General features: G+C 65.8%; 16 protein-coding genes. 11 read left to right on the top strand and 5 right to left on the bottom strand.

The features are described 5' to 3' along the window. Positions 1–110: 110 nt before the first annotated feature. From FL344_RS01945 to FL344_RS01920, 6 genes are read left to right on the top strand one after another with little or no spacing between them, the layout of a single operon-like run. Positions 111–1328: an HlyD family secretion protein gene (locus FL344_RS01945; protein ID WP_141617286.1), complete on the top strand. Its 1218-nt coding sequence runs from the start codon at positions 111–113 to the stop codon at positions 1326–1328. 2 nt (positions 1329–1330) lie between these two features. After that, positions 1331–4060, top strand: a complete 2730-nt coding sequence (locus tag FL344_RS01940) for an ATP-binding cassette domain-containing protein (protein WP_141617285.1) — start codon at positions 1331–1333, stop codon at positions 4058–4060. Further along, positions 4057–6168, top strand: coding sequence for an ABC transporter ATP-binding protein (locus FL344_RS01935; protein ID WP_141588631.1), 2112 nt, complete (start codon positions 4057–4059; stop codon positions 6166–6168). The genes FL344_RS01940 and FL344_RS01935 overlap by 4 nt, the downstream gene beginning before the upstream one ends. Continuing rightward, positions 6165–7664 carry a TolC family protein gene (locus FL344_RS01930; RefSeq protein ID WP_141617284.1) on the top strand — a complete coding sequence of 500 codons (1500 nt, stop codon included), beginning with the start codon at positions 6165–6167 and terminating at the stop codon, positions 7662–7664. The genes FL344_RS01935 and FL344_RS01930 overlap by 4 nt, the downstream gene beginning before the upstream one ends. Before the next feature lie 6 nt (positions 7665–7670). Further along, positions 7671–9419 (top strand): hypothetical protein, encoded by a 1749-nt coding sequence (locus tag FL344_RS01925; protein ID WP_141617283.1) that lies wholly within the window; start codon positions 7671–7673, stop codon positions 9417–9419. 8 nt (positions 9420–9427) lie between these two features. Further along, positions 9428–10438: a phosphotransferase enzyme family protein gene (locus tag FL344_RS01920; RefSeq protein ID WP_141617282.1), complete on the top strand. Its 1011-nt coding sequence runs from the start codon at positions 9428–9430 to the stop codon at positions 10436–10438. Between the two features lie 847 nt (positions 10439–11285). Here FL344_RS01920 and FL344_RS38370 read toward each other — a convergent pair. Next, complete coding sequence (locus tag FL344_RS38370; RefSeq protein WP_194862953.1) at positions 11286–11789, bottom strand: hypothetical protein; 504 nt, start codon at positions 11787–11789, stop codon at positions 11286–11288. A gap of 41 nt (positions 11790–11830) precedes the next feature. Here FL344_RS38370 and FL344_RS01915 point away from each other — a divergent pair, with 41 nt between their 5' ends. Both FL344_RS01915 and FL344_RS01910 read left to right on the top strand, forming a co-directional pair. Beyond that, positions 11831–12256, top strand: a complete 426-nt coding sequence (locus FL344_RS01915; protein ID WP_141588627.1) for a hypothetical protein — start codon at positions 11831–11833, stop codon at positions 12254–12256. Positions 12257–12371: 115 nt separating this feature from the next. Then, complete coding sequence (locus FL344_RS01910; RefSeq protein WP_141588626.1) at positions 12372–12866, top strand: PspA; 495 nt, start codon at positions 12372–12374, stop codon at positions 12864–12866. A 245-nt stretch (positions 12867–13111) separates the two neighbouring features. On the opposite strand, the gene FL344_RS01905 is transcribed toward FL344_RS01910, so the two are convergent. Both FL344_RS01905 and FL344_RS01900 read right to left on the bottom strand, forming a co-directional pair. Continuing rightward, entirely contained in the window at positions 13112–14437 is a 1326-nt protein-coding gene (locus FL344_RS01905; RefSeq protein ID WP_141588625.1) for an alpha/beta fold hydrolase, read from the bottom strand. Positions 14438–15387: 950 nt separating this feature from the next. Next, entirely contained in the window at positions 15388–15798 is a 411-nt protein-coding gene (locus FL344_RS01900) for a DUSAM domain-containing protein (RefSeq protein WP_141617281.1), read from the bottom strand. A gap of 256 nt (positions 15799–16054) precedes the next feature. On the opposite strand from FL344_RS01900, the gene FL344_RS01895 reads away from it, so the two are divergent. Both FL344_RS01895 and FL344_RS01890 read left to right on the top strand, forming a co-directional pair. Beyond that, positions 16055–17224, top strand: a complete 1170-nt coding sequence (locus FL344_RS01895; RefSeq protein WP_141617280.1) for a serine/threonine-protein kinase — start codon at positions 16055–16057, stop codon at positions 17222–17224. 7 nt (positions 17225–17231) lie between these two features. Further along, positions 17232–17615 (top strand): hypothetical protein, encoded by a 384-nt coding sequence (locus FL344_RS01890; RefSeq protein ID WP_141255347.1) that lies wholly within the window; start codon positions 17232–17234, stop codon positions 17613–17615. Positions 17616–17811: 196 nt separating this feature from the next. Here the strand turns inward: FL344_RS01890 and FL344_RS01885 are convergent, their stop codons facing one another. Together FL344_RS01885 and FL344_RS01880 are read right to left on the bottom strand one after the other, a co-directional pair. Further along, the gene (locus FL344_RS01885; protein WP_090491882.1) at positions 17812–18159 is read right to left on the bottom strand and encodes a helix-turn-helix domain-containing protein; all 348 of its coding nucleotides are present in this window, start codon (positions 18157–18159) and stop codon (positions 17812–17814) included. 52 nt (positions 18160–18211) lie between these two features. After that, positions 18212–18586 (bottom strand): helix-turn-helix domain-containing protein, encoded by a 375-nt coding sequence (locus FL344_RS01880; RefSeq protein ID WP_141617279.1) that lies wholly within the window; start codon positions 18584–18586, stop codon positions 18212–18214. 201 nt (positions 18587–18787) lie between these two features. On the opposite strand from FL344_RS01880, the gene FL344_RS01875 reads away from it, so the two are divergent. Further along, on the top strand, positions 18788–20746 hold the full coding sequence (locus FL344_RS01875) for a serine/threonine-protein kinase (protein WP_141617278.1): 1959 nt from the start codon (positions 18788–18790) through the stop codon (positions 20744–20746). The last annotated feature ends 45 nt before the right edge of the window (positions 20747–20791 follow it).

Raw genomic sequence — 20791 nt, 5'->3', positions numbered from 1 at the left:
CCCGCGTCGCATCGAGGTGCTTGTATTCATTCAATGGGAGCGTGAATCACAAAGCAGTGGCCGAGGTGTTGACAGGGCAAGACCATTAAGGCGACTTTGGTTGGCGGACCATGGCATATCCCTTCGAGCGGACCCTTCGTTCCCTGAACTACGAGTCGGACACGCGCCTCGTGTTCGTCGCTCTGATGGTGTTGTGTGCCGGCGGGCTCATCGCATGGTCGCTGTTCGCCAAGGTCCCGCTCGTCAAGGCCAGCTCACAGGCCCGGATCGAGCCACACAACGCCGTCCATCGCATCGAGCCGCCCAGCGCGGGCAGGGTCGTGCTCTCGCTGCTCAAACTCGACCAAGAGGTCAAGGAAGGCGACCTTCTCATCGAGTTCGACGCACGGGCCGAGCGCCTCGAGCTCGAGCGGAGCAAGGCGACGCTCGCCGCGACCGAGAAGGAACTCGCCATCATCCGCCAGCAGATCACCAACAAGCACGAAGAGGCGGCTTTGACGGCACGGGTGGACGAGGTCGCAGTCAAGGAGGCGCTGGGGAGGGAACAGGAGCTCGCGCCCAGGCACCGGCTCGCGGTGGAACGCGCGGAGCTGGCCTTCAAGAGCCCGGCGGGCGCGGTCTCGGAGATGGAGAAGCTGGAGCGCACGACCGATGTCGACGCGCTCCGCTTCGCGCAGACGGCGCAGGGTTTGGCGCTCATCCGGCTGCGGCGCGAGCAGAACGTGCGCCGTCAAGCCCTCGCCGCGCAGCTGCTGGAACTCGAGCGCGAGGCGCTGGGCGCCGAGGGGCGAATCCGGGAGCTCCAGGGGACCATCGACCGCCTCGAGTACCAGATCGAGCGGAAGTTGTATCGGGCGCCGGCCACGGGCCACCTGGTCGACGTGGCGGAACTCGGCTCGGGAGCGTTCATCGCCGACGGGCAGCGGGTCGGCACCATCGTCGCGAGCAATGCCGAGGTGCGGGTGCGCGCCCGTTTCCCGAAGGAGGTCGTCGGATTGATACATCCCGGTCAAACGGCGCGCCTCAAGCTCGACGGCTACCCGATGACCATCTACGGGACGGTCCCCGCCCGGGTGACGGCCGTCGGGACCGAGCCCGGCCAGACCGCCACGCCCGAGGCCATCCCCGGTACGGTGCGCGTCGAGCTCAAGTTCGCACCGCCGGACGATCCGCGCATCCAGCTGCGCCACGGCATGACCCTGTCGGTGGAGGTCGAGGTCGCGCGGGCATCGCCTGTCGCGCTGTTGATGCGGGCGGTCGGTGAATGGAATCCGCAGCCTGAAGAACGGCCCGTGACCGTGTTCCGGCCCGAAGCCGAGGCCCGCTGACCATGACTCCTCCCAGGCGCCGGCGCTCAATCATTCCCGAGGTGATCCAGATCTCGGCGACGGATTGCGGCCCCGCTTCACTCAAGAGCCTGTTCGCGGGGATGGGCGCCGAGCTCAACTATCGCGTCCTTCGCGAAGTGTGTCAGACGGACGTCGATGGCACCTCGATCGTCACCTTGGATGAAGTCGCGAACCAGCTCGGGCTCGACGCCGAGCAGGTGATGCTTCCGCTCGATCACGTGGTGGTCCCCGAAGCCAAGGCGCTTCCCGCCATCATCGTCACGCTCAGCGCGGGTGGACGGCCGCACTTCGTGGTGCTGTGGAATCGCGTCGGCCCGTTCATCCAGGTCATGGACCCGGCGGCGGGCCGTCACTGGACCCGGATTTCGACGGTGCTGAGCCACCTGTACCAGCACACCACGTCCGTTCCGGCGGAGGGCTGGCGCGAATGGGCCGGGTCCGAGGAGGCGGTCGCGACGTTCGAGCGCCGCCTGCTGAACCTGGGTGCGACGCAGGCGCGGGCGCTGGTTGCCCGGGCGCTCGAGGACCCCGGGTATCTGTCGATCGCCAGGCTCGACGCCGCGTGCCGGGCGTCCGAAGCGATGATCCGCGCGGGCGCCGTCCGGCGAGGCCGGACGGCGGCGGGTCTGCTGCAATCCATGATGGCGAAGGACGATTCCGGCGATGTGCCCATTCCCGCTGCCTATTGGTCCGTTCGCCCCAACCCCGAGGTGGAGGGCGAGGTGTCGATGACCGGCGCGGTGCTGATGCGGGTTCGCGGTTGGCGCGAGGCTCCGCGCGAAGGCGAAGACGCGCCGAGAGCCGTGCTCGCGAGCGACCTGGCGACCGAACTCGTCGCCAAGCAGGTGAGCCCGGCGCGAACGCTGCTCCGCCTGCGAGGCGAAGATTCGTGGGTCGTTCCGGGCCTGATTGCGGTGGGACTGGTGTTCGCCACCTTCGGGCGGATCCTGCAAGCGCTGATGCTCCGTGGCGTGCTCGACCTGGGGCGCGACCTCGGCACGTTCGCGCAGCGTGCGACGGGCATGGCCGTTCTCGCGGGCGTCGCGCTCTGCTTCATGCTCATCCAAATCCCCATTTCATTGGGATTGCTCGGCATCGGCCGCCGGCTCGAGGTGCGGCTGCGGAAGGCGTATTTCGAGAAGCTCCCCGAGATGGAGGACCGCTATTTCCAGAGCCGGCTCGCCTCCGACATGGCGTCTCGCACGCACAACATCCAGGCGATGCGGTCACTGCCGCCCCTGCTCGCGCAGGCCCTGGTCCTGTCGCTCGAAGTCGCGAGCATCACCGCCGCGCTCATCTGGGCCGCACCGCACGCATGGCACATCGTGCTCGCGCTCGCGGCGGTCACGCTGCTCGTGCCCCTGGTCGCGCAGAAGCTGCTCTTCGAGCCTGACCTGCGCGTGCAGATGCACGCAGGCGCGCTCAGCGGATTCACCCTGAACGCGCTCGTCGGGCTCACGCCGATCCGGATCCACGGCGCCGAGCGGTCGCTGCGCCGCGCGCAGGAGACCTTGCTCGTCAGCTGGAGCAAGGCGCGCTATTGGCTCCAGACGCTGTCGGTCGGGTTCGAAGGCGGGCTGATGCTGGGGAGCTACGGCCTCGTCATGCTGCTCGTCTATTCGTACCTCGCGGGCACGGATCGGGCTTCGCTGGTGTTGTTGGTCGTCTATTGGGCGCTGCGGTTCCCCATCCTCGGCCAGCGGCTGATGATGCTGAGCCGCGCGTTCCCGAATGCGATGAACCGGGTTCGCCGGCTCCTCGACGTCATCGGCGACATCAAGGAGCCTCCGGCCCGGCCCGAGGCGCCAGTGCAGGAGCCTGTCGTGCCCGCGGACGCCGCGAGCGGCGTTTCGATCGTGATGGAGAAGGTCCGCGTGAAAGGCGGCGGTCACACCATCCTCGACAAGGTTTCCTTGAACATCGCCCCCGGCGAGCACGTGGCCGTGGTCGGTGTCTCCGGAGCAGGCAAGTCGACGCTGGTCGGCCTTTTGCTCGGCTGGCTCCGGCCGGCGCGCGGCGAGATCAAGGTCGATGGGCAGGTGCTCGATCAGGCCGCTGTCGAGCGGCTGCGGCGCACCACGGCCTGGGTGGATCCGGCGATCAGTCTCTGGAACCAGAGCCTCATCGACAACCTCCGGTATGGCAACGACGGCGCGCACGGCTGGTCACTGTCGGGGGCGCTCAAGGGCGCCGAGATGCTCGACATCCTCGAGGCGCTTCCAGACGGGCTGCAGACGTCGTTGGGCGAAGGCGGAGGGCTGGTCTCGGGCGGCCAAGGTCAGCGCGTGCGCCTGGCGCGCGCGATGCTTCGCTCCGGCGTGCGCCTGGCCATCCTCGACGAGCCCTTTCGCGGTCTCGATCGCGACCGGCGCGCGCGGCTCCTCGCCGAGTCCCGGCGGCTCTGGGCAGACATCACGCTCCTCTGTGTCACCCACGACGTCGAGCACACCCAGGAGTTCGATCGCGTGCTCGTGATCGAGAACGGTCGGATCCTCGAGAACGGGCCGCCGAAGGAGCTGCTCGCGAACAAAGAGTCTCGGTACGCCGTGCTCCTTCGCGCCGACCAGGAGAATCGCACGCTGCTCTGGGGCGGTGGGCGCTGGCGCCATTGGTGGCTTTCGGACGGCCAACTGGTGGAGAGGCCGGCACCGAAGCCGGTGGAGACGCCGGTCGCGGAGCCCGCCGCAGGCGGTTTGGAGCTGGTGGGATGACGCGCTCGCACTCCGACCTGTTGTGGCCGGTCGAGCGACTGCCCGACGCGCTGGAGCAGCTGGCGCAGAGGCAAGGTTATGGCAGGGCCGCGGGCGAAATCGCTCCGCCCGCAGCGGCCGTGGAGCCGAGCCGGGTCTGGATGTTCGCGCTCGGAGATCGACTCGGCGTGGAGCTCGAGCCGATCACGCCGCTCTACCACGAGCTGCCCGACGTCCTTGCACGCGCCGCGCCCTGCATCCTCCAGGTCCGGCGAGACGGCGTCCCGTCCTACCTGGTGCTGCTGGGTACGCGGCGTGGGAAGCTGCGCCTGCTCGCGCGCGACGCCACGGCGGTTTCAGTCCCGACGAAGAGCGCGATCGCGCTCCTGCGCGAAGAGCAGGAAGCCACCGTCGCCGAGGTGGACCAGCTGCTCGGCGGCGTGGAGATGTCGCCCCGTGCGCGCGAGCACGCCCGCTCACAGATGCTGCTGCAGCGGCTCGGCCAGGCGCAGCTGCGCACCGGCTGGATCATGCGCCCCAGGCGCACCGCGAGCCGGCGGACGCTGCTCGGCGACATCCCTTCGCTCGTCGCCGGCATCCTCGTGAGCCACACGCTCCTCTCGCTGGTGCTGGCTGGCTCGTTCTGGTTGCTCGGTCGCGCCGCGCTCCAGGCCCACCTCGAGACCGGCTGGTTCCTGGGGTGGATCGCCGTGATCGCGTGCGCGATTCCGCTACGCATGCTCGAGGTGTGGTGGCAGGGCGTGTTCTCGATCCGGCTCGGAACGCTGCTGAAGCAGCAGCTCCTTGCGGGAACCCTCAAGCTGACCCCCGACGAGGTGCGGCTCGACGGCATCGGCCGCCATTTCGGCCGCGTCGCCGAGGCCGAGGTCGTCGAGCAGCTTGCGGTCGGCGGCGCCCTGCTCGCGGTGTTGTCGCTCGTCGACTTGATCCTGGCGGGTGTCATCCTCGTGCTCGGTGCGGGAGGGTGGCCCCAAACGATGGTGCTGGTCCTGTGGGTCGTGGTCGCGTTCGTCCTCGCGCGCCGCCACTACGGCGTCCAGCGGGCGTGGTCGAGCGCGCGCGTCGAGATCACCCACGACCTGCTTGAGCGCATGCTCGGCCATCGAACGCGGCTGGCGCAGCTTCCACTCGAGCGCTGGCATGATGGCGAAGACGTCCGCTTGAGCTCCTACTCCGAAATTTCGAAGGTCATGGATCGCCGGACCATGCAGCTGACCGCGCTCCTGCGCGACGGCTGGTTGGTGCTCGCCCTGCTGACCTTGCTGCCGGCGTTCAGCAGCGGTACGGCCAATGCCAGCGCGCTGGCGGTGTCCGTGGGCGGAATCTTGCTCGCGCTGCGAGCCTTCGACGAGGTCGCCGTCTACTTCCAGCAGGTCTCCCAGGCGGCGGTGTCGTTCGAGCAGATCCGCGACTTGTTGCTCGCGGTGGGCCGCCCCGAGCTCGAATCGAAAGTCCCTCTCGAAATGGAGGGAGGCAAGCCCACCGACGCCGCCGACGGAACCCTCATCGAGGCGCGGGGCGTGACCTTCCGGCACGACGCGCGCACCCGGCCGGTGCTCGAGAACTGCTCGTTCCAGATCGCGCAGGGCGACCGCATCCTGCTGGAGGGCCCATCGGGCGGTGGCAAGTCGACGCTGGTGTCGCTGTTGACGGGCCTGAGGACGCCGCAGGGGGGTGTGATGCTGCTGCACGCGTTGGACCGCGCGACGTTCGGCTCCTCGGGCTGGCGCAAGCGCATCACCGCCGCGCCGCAATTCCACGAGAACCACGTCCTGTCCGGCAGCTTCGCGTACAATCTCCTGCTCGGGCGCGAGTGGCCGACCTCGCCCGAACTGCGGACCAAGGCCGCCGCGCTGTGCAAGGAACTCGGGCTGGACGAGCTGGTCGCCAAGATGCCCGCCGGCCTCGAGGAGATGATCGGCGAGACCGGCTGGCAACTCTCTCACGGCGAGAAGAGCCGGCTCTACATCGCGCGCACGCTGCTGCAGGGGGTCGAGCTGGTCATCCTCGACGAGAGCTTCGCCTCCCTCGATCCCGAGACCATGCGGGTCGCGCAGCGCTGCGTCCTCAACCACGCGAAAGCCCTCGTGGTCGTCAGCCACCCATGAGACTTCGATTGACGCTCGCCCTCCTCGCGATGACCTGCTCCGGTTGCGAGCTGATCCGTCCCGTCGTCGTCAAACCGCCTCCGACGCCGAGCAGCTACTCGACCGCCAGCGAACTGCGCACCGAGCCGACCCCACCGTCCAGCGCACCCGAGGGCGGGCTTCCAAGCCCGCAGCCGTCGAAGGAGGGGGTGCCCGCGCAGCCAGCCGAGCGCATCACCCAGGACGCAGTCTGGTGGACGGCGTTCGCCGATCCGGCTCTCGACACGGCCATCCAGGAGTGCTTCGGCGACAACCTGGTCCTGCGCGAAGTGCGGGAGCTGATCTACGAGAACCAGCTCGACCCCAACGTGCCGCAAGGTTGGTGGTACCCGCTCCAGGTCGGCATCCTGAACCCGGCGGGGCTGAGTCATGTCGTTGCCAACGCCAACCTTCCGCCTGCGCCGCCAACCCGGGCCGAGTACAACGTCGCCACCGTTGGTTTCGGCGTGACCTACCAGGTCGACCTGTTTGGAGCCCTCGGTGCGCAGCGGCGCGCGGGATTGAACTTCGCCGAGCAGCAGCGGCAGCTCACCGAGGGCCGCATCCAGGACCTCGCGGTGCGGATCACCCAGGTCTGGTTCGACATCCTCGAGGCCCGCGCGCTCCGGGACCTCACGCTGCGGCAGATCGACTACAACAAGGAACTGCTCCGGCTGATTCGAGCGCGGTTCGAGCAGCACCTCACGCCCCGGCTCGTGGTGCTGCAGCAGGAGCAGTTGCTGGTGAACCTCGAATCGCAGGTGCCGCTGATCGCCACCCGGAACGCGCTCTTGAATTCGGAGCTGAAGGCGCTGCTGGGCCGGGTACCCACCCCCGCCGACGACGTCATTCCACTCGATCGACAGCTTCCCGATCTCCCGCCCCCACCGAAACTCGGAACGCCGGGCGACCTGAACGTGAACACGCCCGAGATGCGGCTCGCGGAGCTTCGCGTCGCCGAGGTCGAGCACCGCATCAACGCGAACCTGGCGAGCTGGCTTCCAACGATTCAACTGGTGGGCAACGTGGGCGCTTTGAAGGTCGGCCTCTCGGAGCCGGCCCTGGCCGAGTCCGTCGTCGGGGTGAACCTGACCTGGGCCCTGTTCGATGGAAGGCGAGTCACCGAGTACAGGCGACTGCCGATCCAGCTCCAGCGTCGCGAAATCCAATACCAGCTCGCGCTGCACACCGCGATCGGACGGGTGCAGGATGCCGTGGTTCGGGAGGAGAACGAGGCGACGAGCCTGCGCAGCCTGCGTGCGCAGGTCCAGCTCGGGCAGCAGCTCCTGGACGAGGCGAGGCGGCTCTTCGAGCAGGGGCATTCGGACTATCTGACGGTGCTCACCGCCCTGACGAATCTGGTCGGGCTCGAGCGCGCAAGTCTGCAAGCGCAACGGCTGCTGCTCAACCATCGCGTCGAGGTCTATCGCTCGCTCGGCGGCACCTGGTCGCGCGACGTCACACTGAAGCGGGAGTGAGAAGCCATGGCACAGCTGCAAGCGGATGAGATGCTCTACATTCCCAATCGAAGGCGGCTCACGCACGACCGGCTCGACGCGGGAAATGGCCAGCAGGTCCTGCACCTCTTCTATGGCGAGGTGGAGCTCATCTTCGACGAGCCGGACATCGCGCCCCTGGGCGAGAAGCTGCTCCAGGTCGAGCAATTTCAAGCCTCCGACGCCATGGCGTGGTCGGACGGCGCGCCCCATTCCTGGGACAAGATCCGGGACCTGCTCGAAGCATTGATCGAACAGCGGGTGTTGAGGCGGGTCTCGGATGCGCCCACGGGCCGCACCGCGGTGTCCTTTCCTGAGCGGTTGGGGGAGGTGCCAGCCGGGCGTGAGCCGCTCACGTTCAGCGCCCGCGACAATCGTTGCCCCGTGCTGACCGAACAGGCGTTCGGACGGGCGTTCGAGCTCTCGAACCTCGAGGTGGTCGTGCCGGTCTACCGCGTGGCGCATCCGGCGCTCGACGGTGACGGCCGGCAAGTGGGCGAGAACAACGTCGCACCGCGCACCTTGTTCCTCGACCTCCCCACCGTGCGCAAGCAGTGCCACTACGCGGGGAGCCGGTACCAGAGCGAACGCCCGATGAACGTGACCGCGATGAAGGGCATGGCGCGTCAGTGGCCGGACCTGCTCTCGCTGACCGAGCAGTTCCGCAAGGCCTTCCTCGCGCGCATGCCGCCCCGGACCCCGGGTGTGCTCACCGCGGGCGAGCTCCACATGATGGTCGTCTGCACGCTCGCGTCGGTCGGGTACGTGCTGGTGCGGGGCACCCATCCGGTGCCGAACGGAGAGCTCGACAGCGGGCTCGCGGCCATGTTCCGGCTGATCGACGGAGTTCGCCTGGTCACCAACGACCTGGTGCGCGACGCCCCCGAGCAGCCCGTCACCGCGCAATCGATCGTGGACTATGCCGAGCGTCACGCGGTCTTCCATGGTCCGCACGGCGTGTGCGCCGGGCCGCCGGCGCTGATCAACGAATATTTGCAGGTGTTGACCGGCGCGGCCCCGGCACCCATCGAGGCCCAGCCCGACATCGCAGCGCGCCTCGGCGATCTCGACGCCGCGCTCGATTACGGCCTGCTCGGGCAGCGCGTCGAATCGGTGGTCCGCTTCCTCGGTGCGACCCAGGGGCTGCTCCACGAACGGCTCCGGGCGGCGTTCGCCGGACACCTCCCGCGCACCGCGCTGCAAGAGTGCGTGGAGGCGCCCATCGATGTCGCGCATTACCCGTTGCTCCGGGACGATTTCCCACTCGCCGAGACATACCAGCGCGAGATCAAGCTCAGCCGCTGGTTGTTCGCGCGCATTGGCGAGGCGTTCCCCGGCACGCCACAGGGCACCTCGCTGGACGAGCTGGCGAAGCTGGATCCCGCCGAGCAGGCCACGAGCCAGCGGCGACTGGCCGAGCTCTTCGCGCATGGGCTGCCGGGAGACAAGGTCGTGGCGGAGCCTCTCTGCGGTGAGCTCGCTGGCGTCGCTGCCAGCGCGTTCGCCCTCGAGCGCCGGTGCCTGCGCGTCGTCGAGCGCGAGCAAGCGATGCTGAACCAGCGGCTCCGGCGCCCGGATCACCCCCTGACCGGCACAGACCTGGCTGTGTTCACGCGGCCGCGCAATGGCCCCCCGTTGGCGGAGACCCTCGCGCGCGGCCTGGGCGTCTCGGTCACCAGCGACTCTGCCTCGACCGTACTGGGCTACGGTGAGAGCAGCCTCACGTTGAAGGACTAGAGGGTTCGATGCATCCAGAGCTTGTCCGCCGCTTCCATGAGCCGATTCGCGATGAGGCTGCGCGCCGGTATGGCCTGTCGCCCGAGCAGCTCACCGAGCTCACGGCCTTCGAGAACTTCGTCTACGAGGCGGAGAACGACGACGGCGAAGGCCTTATCTTGCGCATCTCGCACAGTACGCGGCGAACGATCGACTACACGCTGGGTGAGGTCGAGTTCGTTCGCTATCTGGCCGCCGCGCGCATTCCAATCGCCTCGCCGCTCCTCTCCGAGGCGGGGCAGTTCGTGGAGCGGATCGAAGACCGCGAGCCCGGCAGCTACTTCGTCGCCACCGCGTTCGAGCGCGCGCCGGGCATCGTCTTCGACGACGCGCCTCCGCTCAAGGAGCGCTACTGGAAGCCCCCCCTGTTCCGCGAGCTGGGCCGGCTGTTCGCGCGGCTCCACAACCGCGCCGAGACCTACGCGCCTTCGAGCCCCAGGCTCAAGCGCCAGGAATGGCATGAGTACGACGTGGTCGACATCGACCGGTTCGCGCCCCCCGAGGAGAAGCTCGTTCGCGAGCGCACCGCGGCGATCATCGCGCGATTGAACCGGCTACCGCGAACACCGGAGAGCTACGGGCTGATCCACGCCGATCTCCACATGCACAATTTCTGCTTCGCCGAAGGGAAGATCACCGCGTTCGACTTCGACAACTGCGAGTACTCGTGGTTCGTCAAGGACATCGCGGTACTCCTCTTCTACATCGCGCGAGGCGAGGCTCGAGAGGCGCGCGACGAAGCGGCCGCTTCGTTCCTGGGGCCGTTCCTCGAAGGGTATCGGGAGCTCCGACGGATGGAGCGCGAGTGGCTCGCGGCCGTGCCGGACCTGCTCGCTCTCCAGCGCTCGATGAATTACGCGCTGTTCCACCAGTATCGCGATCCGGCCGTACTCGACGAGAGCACGCTCGACCGGTGGGGGCGGTTCCGGCGCGACATCGAAGCGGACACACCCATCCTGCAGATTGACTTCAACGTATAACGAGCACCTCTCCAGCCTGCTGTGGAAGAAGGACCTGGCTGTGACGACGGGATATTCGAGGCCGGCGAGAAGCGTGCGTCGGCGAACGCGTCATTGCATGCACAGTCCTACGGATGGGGCCGAAGAATACTGGGTTTGACCGGGCGAAAGAGGGTGAGTGTGTGCCTCGCTCACTCGTCTTGACGCACTGGCGGGCTGGCCTTGCCACGCGCGTGACGCGGCGACCAGGTTTGGGTGGGTGTAGCGGGCAACCGGACTTTTCAGCCGGTGAAAGAGGTGCTCAATAGAGCCCTGTGGTGGAGAAAAAACACATCTGGCGTGTGAATCGCCAGATGTGGTTTCCGAACTGGGTGGAAGTGGCTGTTTCGGGAGGCGCGCCCAGAAATTACATGGTCAATTTTCGTGGGCGCATCTCATGAACAAACGATCTGCGAGCAGTCTCTACGGGGCGGGTGGTGCTTCGACTGGAGGTTTAATCCTGCCAACGCATCTCCCTTCGATGCATGCGGCAGTACATGACCTGGGGCAGTAATAGTCCGCCACACCGCCGCATTGGATGTAGGTCGTATTGAGAAGAGCACGGGTTTCCCTGCGTTGGCGCCAAGTCCATGACGTTGAAAAGCAACATCCTTGGGGGACCACGCGGAGGTCTTCTATGTAGCAGTCGTCGTCTTCTACGCAGTTGTTATGTCGCTCGGCATCGGTTTTGAAGATGGTGCGAGCCCTCTGGCATTCGATGCTGTCCTCCTCGTTCTGAATGTCGATGGGGGCAGGGGCTCTCTCAGAGGGCGCCGTGCATCCGTATATGCAGGTGAGTGCGAGAACTGCGGCACGTTGGCGAGGAGTGTTACCGATAGCTCTCAACCAGTGTTGCGACATGGTCAGCAAAGGCCAAACCTCCATATTCGACTTTGCCAGTTACCCAGTCAAGTCCGTGGGCTAATTCATCTGCTATCAAGAATAGGTCACTATCCGGCTTCTCGCCACGCCTCTCCGCAATTCGCGTCGCCCAGTCCTGATTGTCCCAGTCAACACGGATGTGAATGGCACAAGCTCCGGAGAAACATTGCTCATATCCAGGGCCACCACATAGCCCCTGTAGCGGTTCGCCGCGCTTCATTCCGAGCTTGTCTGGATACACCAGATAGACGACGTGGGACCTCTCAAGATCCCCCCATAGCGACGCGCCCCACTCTGAGGCGCGAAGCTGGGCGATAGCGCTATCTAGCCGTGCATCTGAGCCAAGTACCTGAATTACTCGACCATCTCTATCAATTATCTGCTGCGGGCCCTCGTCAGCCAGGTGGTGATGAACGATGCGACGGGCCGCGTCGACGTGCACCTTGCCCATGCCGGTGAGGTCGCGGCTCCCGGGCGCGAGGAGGTGGCCGCGTGAGCGCGAGCCCCGAGTCCCAGGCAGCGGAGGCAAGTCTCGTTAGTGCGCACTTCCACCGCGTGCGTCGTCGGGCGGAGGTGCGCTTCCGAGAGGGGGCGACACCCCCGCCGCGGGAGGTGTCGCGCCGGCCAGCGCACGTCGCGCGGATGCTGGCCCTGGCGAACCATGTGGAAGCCGCCATTGAGCGGGGGCTGGTGGCGAGCGCAGCGGACGTCGCACGCCAACTGGGCTTCACCTGGGCGCGCGTGACGCACCTGTTGGACTTGCAACTGCTGGCTCCTGACATCCAGGAGGAGGTGCTGTTTCCCGAATCCGTCGACGGGAAGGAACCCCTCAGCGAGCGAAACCTTCGGGCGGTTGCACAAGCGGGGACGTGGGAGGTGCAGCGCGAGCGCTGGAGTGAGATGAAGGCGTCATTCTGAGAAGGTAGTCGGAATACTCGGATTCCTAGTTGTAGCGTGAGTGCGAAGCGTTGACTGTTGTCGTGTTGGACACTGCGCGGGCCAGCCAGCCCGCGAGGAAAGCGAGCGAGAGCACATGCAGAACGACATGAAGAGCACCATTCAGGCTGCGGTGGCGGAGGAGGTGGGGAAGGTGATGGGCCGGCAGTTGGAGCTGCTGGAGAGGATTGCTCGGTTCCTGGGTATTGAGCTTGGCCCGGCTCCGGCGGCGTCCGCGCCGAAGCGCACACCTGCGCCCGCGCCGAAGCGCACGCCCACGGTGCCTGTGCGGAAGTGGATGAGGCCGCAGGCCGAGGCGAAGCCGACGCGGGCTGGGCCCGCGCCCAAGAAGAGCCGCGGGCGCCCGCGCGCAGCAGGGCGCACCGCGACGGACGCAGCCCTCAGGTCCAGTCCGAGCTCCGAGATGTCCACCTCGTACGAGGTGGGACAGGAGGTACGCTACAAGCAGGGGCGGGGCACTTTCTCGGCGAAGGTGAAGGCTGTCGACGCGAAGGCGAAGACGGTGGTGGTGACACGCGTCTCCGATGGCAAAGAGGTGGTGCGCCCCTTCGACAAGGTGACGCCCGTCTGAGTCTGCGCCGCGAAGCGGCCTCTCCGGAGGGCGCTCCTGCGGCAATCAGCTCAAGGGCGCCTGCCCCTCCGGCCCTGACGCATCCCCTCATTCCTGAGCCGGAAACCAAGGTAATTTCAGCGACTTAGAGCCCATGCCATGGGCGCCGGCGGCCTTCTCGCTCCAGGCAGGGCCTCAAGTGCTGGCCCCTGCCCTCGGGAGTCCAGCACAATCAAGGACTTGCATCCCCAAAATGAGGGGATGCGTCAGCGGGATGCGTCAGCGGCACAGCCATTAGCAGCAGGTTTACCTGCAAACCGACTGGCAATCCAGGGTACATACAGCGGCTGTGAAGCGGCAGGTGTACTGAAGTGGTCCTGCTTGCCCACCAGTTGCACACGCGCGACGTTACCACCCTTTTTGCACATCTGCTCCCGGTAGAGTTCGCCCATGACCGGGGGGACGACCGTGTCCTTCGTGCCCCAGTAAATGATAACGGGGGCAACCGGCCTGGTATTCGGAACGCTACCCGCCTTTATGGCATCTACCCATGCCTTGGCATTAGTCGGCCTGGCTTTCATCAGAGAGCCAAACTTATCTTCGTACGTGTAGTTCAACGTATCTGAAGCCGCATGCACACATTTATTCGACATGATGTCATCGACAACCCGGGCACCGTCATACGTAAAGATATCTGTGAGCTGAAGCTTTTCAGGAAACGCCGCCTGTGTAGCCCAGAGGTTCTCTGCCATGTGCGTGAAATTGAACACATTGTCGGAGAAGGTTCTCTCCAGGTTCTTCAGTAGGACTTCGCTTTGTGCCTCCGTTGTCTCGCCTTCAGGAGCCAGTGCCGCCATATCCTGGGGTGCCATAGCGACAAATCCGACCAACTCAATGCCGTCGAAAGCCGTACCTGTTTTATTGATGTAATCGCCAGAGTTGGCCGCAGCAATGGTCGTTCCGCCCCCTTGCGACCAGCCGTATATAATGGCTTTCTTTCCAGCGCCAACTTCCTTCATGTAACCAGCAGCACGAATAGCGTTGATGGCGTCCCGGGCGTTGGTTGCTGAAACAGCATATTGGTGCTTACCACCGCCACCCAGGCCCTGATAATCCGTTGCAACAACGACGTAGCCCGCATTAATGAACTCCTCAACCGCAGGAATGCCATAATCCGTCGATGAGTTACCCCCCACGACGAAATACTGGTTCAACGGGACCGCCGGATTGCTCACTTGCGACGGGCCGCAATTCTGCGCCGTACCCGTCGTGCCATGAGCCCAGGAAACCACCGGCCGACCTTCCTTCGGCACTTTACCGGTGGGTGCGATCAGAAGGCCGGTAGAAATCGTTTTAAGCTCATTGAGGTCCGAGGAAATATAGGCAATTCGCCATGCCCGAGCGCCTTTGATCGGCGTAGAGATTTCCTCCTTGCTGATGACCTGGCCGAGCTTGCCCTGCGCTTTCATGCGCATCACGGCTGCATAAAACGGTGGCACACTCACTTCAGCAACGGCTGTTGCGCTCGCGCCCATGGTGGTCAAAGCAATGACCGCCACTTTGAGGACGTTCTTCTTGAAGGGTGATTTCATTTTGCCTCCTGATATACGCCGGTCAAAACCGGCAAAGCGTCGATGGAAAAAGAGTATTCCTTTATGAAGTCTTCACTGTTAGCACGGGCTTTGTTTTGTCAAATTAAAATGCCTGGATAGTCTGGCTGGCATCTGCCAATCGAAACCCCCGTTATCAGGTGACAACTACACCGGCTTTTCCGCAAATTCACTCTGCGATGGAGACACCGCTACACGCTCAACAACGGTGTGCACTGTAATCCGGCTTCACCGGGTCACGGTGCCATATTGATCTGCTGCGGCTCCCGCTGAGACTTTTTTCTCCGCAACCCATCTGATCAAAAAGCCAGGAGGCTGAGGGAAGTCGTGGCACTGCACAGTATGTAATACCTATCTTCCGGACAACAATCATCCCACGGAAGGTCAGGGTGTTGGAGTGCCCCTTGACTCAGAGCTGCGACCGCAGCCCGTCTGAAGTGTCGCTCATGATGGCCATCCTCGGTGGAGTCGTTGGACGGCCGGAACCTTTGCACTTCGTATGCCACCCTCTCGAACACGGGAGAGGGGTGGCCCCCGCGAGGAGGCATCGACACCGCCGTCGGTCAGGCGCCCTCGCTGACGCGTCAGCGTCACGGCCGTGACGCGTCAATCCTGGCCCTCGGGCTCCTCGGGAGGAATTGGCTCGAAGTACCGAACCAGGCCCTGCCGCGCACCTTCATCGAGAAGGCCACCCCGTCCACTCGCCTAGCACGAGGTCGAGGGCGGAATCCTCCCGCCAGCCTCGCGTGACCTCCGCGAACGAGGAGATGTCGCCGAGCTCGGCGTACCGTCGGGGACTCACACCGCCTTCGACTTGGAAGAGCATAGGAAGGACAGGAGCCCTATTGGGCGTAGCGGGCGGGAGGAGCATGAGCCCTATTGGGCGTAGCGGGCGGGGGCAGAGTGGGAGGTGAGGGACGCTGACGGGTAGCTCATGAGCCGCACTCCGGGCCGGCGCAGAAGCCATTCATCTCCAGCAGACACTCGAGTTGCCCCTGGGCGATGGCGCGGTGGTGGGGCACGACTTCCACGGCGAGCACGTTCCGCACCTCCTGGCCGGCGCTGTCGAAGTCCCCTGCCCGTTTGTACTGGTACATTCGGTGTAGCGCGTCCATGAGTCTGTCGGAGCCCTCGCGGATGCGCCGAGACTCCTCACGCAAGAGGCCCAGCGCGGCCTCCTCCGTGGTGAGCGTACTCTGGGCTTCGTCGTCGCCGATGCCCACCTCGGGGGCCGTGCGCTTCAGCAGGGCCTTCACCTCAGTCGTGAGGGTCAGGCGCTCTCCTTTGGCGAAGACGCGGCGTTCCAGTGTGCGAAGCGGACCCCAGTCAACGGCTTCACTCACGATGCATGTTTCCTTAGCGGGGCTGCCCAGCCCAGCGCGTGAGGCCGGGGCTGGGTCTCTTTCACCCTGGATAGGAATAGGCACACTTGGGGTGGCCTGTCCGCTACGAGTGGTAGAGGGCTTCACAGATTACCAAAGGTCATGTTAATTCGACGGTCGAGTCAACTAGACCTTGCAAGCCCCGGGAGAGTCGCCGCGCCGGCGAGTCTCGGTGTCCGTGGGGCCGCGCCCCCCTCTTTCAGGAGGATTCACAGTCATGACGAAGCGTTCGGAAGATGAAGTGTCGACGGAGGAGTTTCCGTCCAGACTCTCCACCCCGCCTAGCCCCAGCTCGCCGCGCTTCCTCTTCGAAGTGGAGGGCGTGCGTTACGAGGCGGTGCGGGAGGTCGAGGTGCGGTCGAATGGCGAGAAGCTCCTGAAGGTGGAGCGGCGAGTGGCGGATGGAGTCTTGGCTGGCCTCTCCCTGGTTCGCCGAATTGCCAGCCCATCCACGTACATGATGCGCAAGCGGATGATTGAAGAGGTGCAGCTGGCCTTTCGCCTCAACCACCCCAACATTGCGCACGTCTTCCATATGCAGGTGGATGAGGAGGAGGGCGCCCCCTACGCCATCATGGAGTACGTGGGTGGGCCCTCGCTGGAGACGCTGGTGTGTGCGGCGTTGGTTCGAGGGCAGCCCCTCTCGGAGGGCTTTGGCTTGTATGTGGGGGCGGAGGTGGCGGACGCGCTGCACTACGCGCACACGCTGACGTCAGAGAAGGGCGTGCCCCTGGGCATCGTCCACCGTGACGTGAGTCCCCGGCACATCGCCTTGGGCCTCCATGGAGAGGTGAAGGTGCTGGACTTCGGCTCGGCATTCTCGCTGCTGGTGGGGCGGGAGGAGTCGCCCGAGAATCTGCTGCGAGGGGACGTGGCCTACGCCTCTCCGGAGTACCTGCGCAAGGAAGGGCTGACGCCGCGCTCCGACGTCTTCAGCCTGGGGGTGTTGCTCGTGGAAGCCTTGACGAGCAAACACCTCTTCGAGGTGCGCGACGTCCCAGTGGTGGCCAAAGAGAGCCGGTTTGTCGCGGAGTCGCAGCCCTCGTTGCCGCTGCAGCAGATGCAGGCCCTCATGGAGGCGTTCAACCCGGACGTCGTCGAGAAGGCGGTGGGCCACCTCAGCCAGGACATCAAGGCGGTGTTGCACACCGCGCTGCGCCGCAACCCCGAGGAGCGCTTCGCGACGGCGGCGGACATGAGGGATGCGCTGCGTGGTGTCGCCCACGCCCAGCTTCGCGAGCCCTATGGGCGAGCGGAAGCCGCCAAGGAGGCCGCCCGTGTCGTGTCCGAGGGCGGGGTGCTGCGTGACCAGGTGGAGTTCGGCGAGGCCGGCATCTACCCGGATGGGCTGGAGAAGCACGAGTTGGGTCTCCCGAAGAAGGAGTAGGCCGCCGATGCTCTGCTTTCGCGTCCTTCGCAATGGCGAGCACCTCACCACCGCGGGGCTGCCGGACTTCGGAGTCCTCCACACCATCCTGTCGTGGGTGCGCCGCCCTGACGACGAGACCAGCGCCATCCCTGAATTCACACTCCACGTGGGCGGCTCTGAAGGTAGAGAGTACCGCGAGCACCTGACGTGGTGTGACGCGAACATCCGCGCGGGCGATGTCCTCATCGTGGAGGTGCGTGAGGATTTGGAAGCCGACCCACCGAAGGAGCGCCGCAGCGACCCAGAGGCGGGGCTGGACGACGTTTCCCGCCTTCAGTTGCAGAAGACGCGCCTGGAGAAGTTACTCGCTGAAGTGGATGCGGAGTTGCGGGAGCGCGGCGCGGCGTAGCGGGGTGCCTCCTCCTTCGGACGGGGAGGCACTCCGTCATCGCCGAAGTCCGCTCGGTTGGGGGCGCGCGTGCTCCGGTGCAGAGCCCCGAGGTATGGGGCTCTGCCCGCCAGGCCTGCTCTCTGCTCGGAGACGCCGGAGCGCCGGCCGCAAGCAGCCTTGGCGCTGCAAGGGCGGGCGCCCACGGGGCGCAGCTTCAGCGGGCCAGCTCCGTGGTGATGCGGACGAGGGCGTCCAGCTTCGCCGCATCGAGCTTCCGCGCGAGGAAGAGAAGGCGGCGCAAGGTGACGTCATCCTCCGGCCGAGTCCGTGCCCCTCTGTCGGAGGCCTCGGTGAGGCCCATCATGTCCTCCGGGGAGACCATCAACTCGATGCACAACTTCTTCAGCGTCTCGACGCTGGGAATCATGTGCCCGCGCTCAATCCGGCTGTAGACGGCAGAGGCCATCCCCACGCGCTCCGCGACTTGGACCTGCGTCAGACTCATCTGCTCCCGAGCGAGACGGGCAATGGCACCCAGGTGCGCTGCAAGCTGTTCGTTCATAGGTACAGGGGAGTATATCTGAGTTGCGAGTTGTCAAGGGAGTACGATTCCATCAGCGCACGTCCGGCAGGAGTTGGATGAGGGCGAGCGCCTGGTGCGCATCCAACTGGCGCACACGGCGGAGCAGGGCCTCCTTGGCGGCAGAGACGACGTCCGGTGGCAGTGAGGCGGGGTAGTCCAGTAACTCGTTGGGGGTGGTGCGGAGCGCGGAGCACAGACGGTACAGCGTCTGGACGCTGGGAAGCATTCGGCCGCGCTCGATTCGGCTGTAGACGATAGGGGAGATGTCGATGAGTTGGGCAACCTCTGTCTGCTTCAGGCCAGCGCGAAGGCGGGCTGCGCGCAGGGGGCCGCCGACGATGCTGGGCAAGGGACGGGAGGGCTCCTTCGGAAGAGCGAAGCCACGGGCGTCTGGGTGGATGTACATTCCCAATCAACTGTACCTGGTAGTCTAGTTGGATTCACCTTGGGATAGGCTTGAAACCCTCTGCGGCTGGTGGCTGGAGGTAGGGTAAGACTTCGCGCGATTTCCCCGGGCTTCTGGTAGCGTGGGCCGGCGCCGGGGAGGGAGTCGCATGCGCGTGGCCGCAGTCCTGCTGTCCTACAGAGTCTCCAGGAGGAAGTCGCCATGAGGGACAACGGCCCCCCGGCCGTCCTGTCCCCGGGGGACTCGGTGATGGGCTACACGGTGGTGAGGCAACTGGACCGAGGTGGCTTCGGCACCGTGTACCTCGCGACGAACGGCGGGCAGCCCTGTGCGCTGAAGCTCGTGGAGCGGCAACGCGTGGAGGGGCGGGTGGAGAAGGAAATCTCCATCCTCTTGCGCTTGACGCACCCGAACGTGGTGGGCATTCGCGGCTTCACCTACTGGCATGCCGAGGAGCGCGACTTCGCCCTCATCGCCATGGAGTACGTGGAGGGCCGGAAGCTGAGCGCGTGGGTGAAGGATGAGAACCCCTGTGCCCGGCGAATTGCGAAGGTGACGCTCGACATGGCGAGGGCGCTGGAGGCCTCGCATGAGGCGGGAGTGGTGCACCGGGACGTGAAGGACGCCAACGTCATGGTGCGCGACGCGGACGGCCTGGCGGTGCTGGTGGATTACGGCATTGGGGACTACGCGGGAGCCCCCTCCGGCGTCACCCAGTCCATGCTGCCGCCGGGGACGATGGAGTACCGGCCCCCCGAGGCCTGGCTCTTCCTGCAGAAGAAGTACCTCGGCCAGAAGACGGGCGCCCGCTACGTGTCCGCCCCCTCGGATGACATGTGGGCCCTGGGCACTGTCCTCTACCGCCTCCTCACGGCGAGGCTGCCCTTCGACGCGGGGTCGGAAGCGGAGTACGTCCAGGCTGTCATTGGCAGGACGCCTGTGCCCCCTCACCACGTCAACCGCTTCGTTCCGGAGCGGCTGGGCATGTTGTGCATGCGGCTGCTGGAGAAGGACCCTGCTGCGCGTCCCGACGCGAGCACTGTCTGTGCGGCCCTGGAGGAGCTCCTGTCCGGGGCGGAAGGGGAGGCGTGGGACACGCCCCTGTTTGACGCCTATGGCCCGAACTCGGCCACCACCGAGAACGAGGGCAAGGTGAACAAGTTGGAGCGGTGGGCGAAGAGGCCCCTGCGCCAGATGCGTCGTGGCAAGGCGCCTGGGCCAGAGCTGCCGGGAGCGGGCCCGCCCGCGGCATTGCCGTCCCAAGCCGCTCCGGTAGCTGCTGCTACGCGGCCCCTGGAGGCGGAGCTGCCAGGCTTGGCGCATGAGGCAGGGATGGGGGCGGAAGCCGCAATGGAGGCGGACGCCGCGCCGCTTGCGCTGCCTGTGGCCCCCTTCGTCGAGGTGGGGCGGCGCTCGTTCCTCTCGCGACTGAGGTTGGGGCGTGTGCTGGGGGCGGGGCTGCTGGCTATGGCCCTCACGTCTGGGGCGTACTTCTCACTGCGGACGGCCTCACCGCAGCCGCAGGCCGTCCCCAGCCAAGAAGTAGCGGCATATGCCAAGAAACCTCAAGCTGCCCCGGCCGCAGCTCCCATCGGGCCGGAGGCAACACCTGCGGCCGTCGCGCCCCCTGCGACGCTTCCCGAGGTGACTGCAACCGTGACGACCCCCCAGAATGACACCGCTTCCTCCCCGCCAGCGCCTGCGAAGAAGGCCGCGAGGAGCGTCCGCACCGCCCTGGCGACGACAGCCTTGTGCGGCGCGCTGGCCTGCTCGGGCCCTCAGGTGCGACCTGCTCCGGATCCTGAGTCGTGCCCGGCAGGCGCCACCAAGGGCATGAAGAAGCTCGGCATGGAGATTGGGGACGATGCGGGGGCGAGCTTCATCCGGGGGGACGATAAGTACATAACGGTGAGGGAAGGCACTGCGCAGCTCATCCTGGGCTCGGACAAGGCCACCTTGTCTGGCCGGCTCATTATTGCCGACCGCGTCTATGTCCGGCTGACTCGAGCGCGATTTCGCGGAGAGAGCTTCCCCGTGTGCCTGGAGGTGCTGGATACCTCTCGCAACCGCGGACTGGAGATAGAGGGCGGCGGAGGGGATACCGGTAAGGCGCGCGTGTACTCTGGCGTTTGGGTCAAGGCCGTGAGCGAGTTTGAATGACAAGTCGCTGTTTGGCAGCCGCCCGTGAGTCGCCAGCGGTGTCTC

It is taken from the genome of Myxococcus sp. AB036A, assembly GCF_006547355.1.
In the GTDB taxonomy this organism is placed as follows: Bacteria; Myxococcota; Myxococcia; order Myxococcales; family Myxococcaceae; genus Myxococcus; species Myxococcus virescens.
This window is presented reverse-complemented; position numbering and strand designations above follow the sequence as displayed.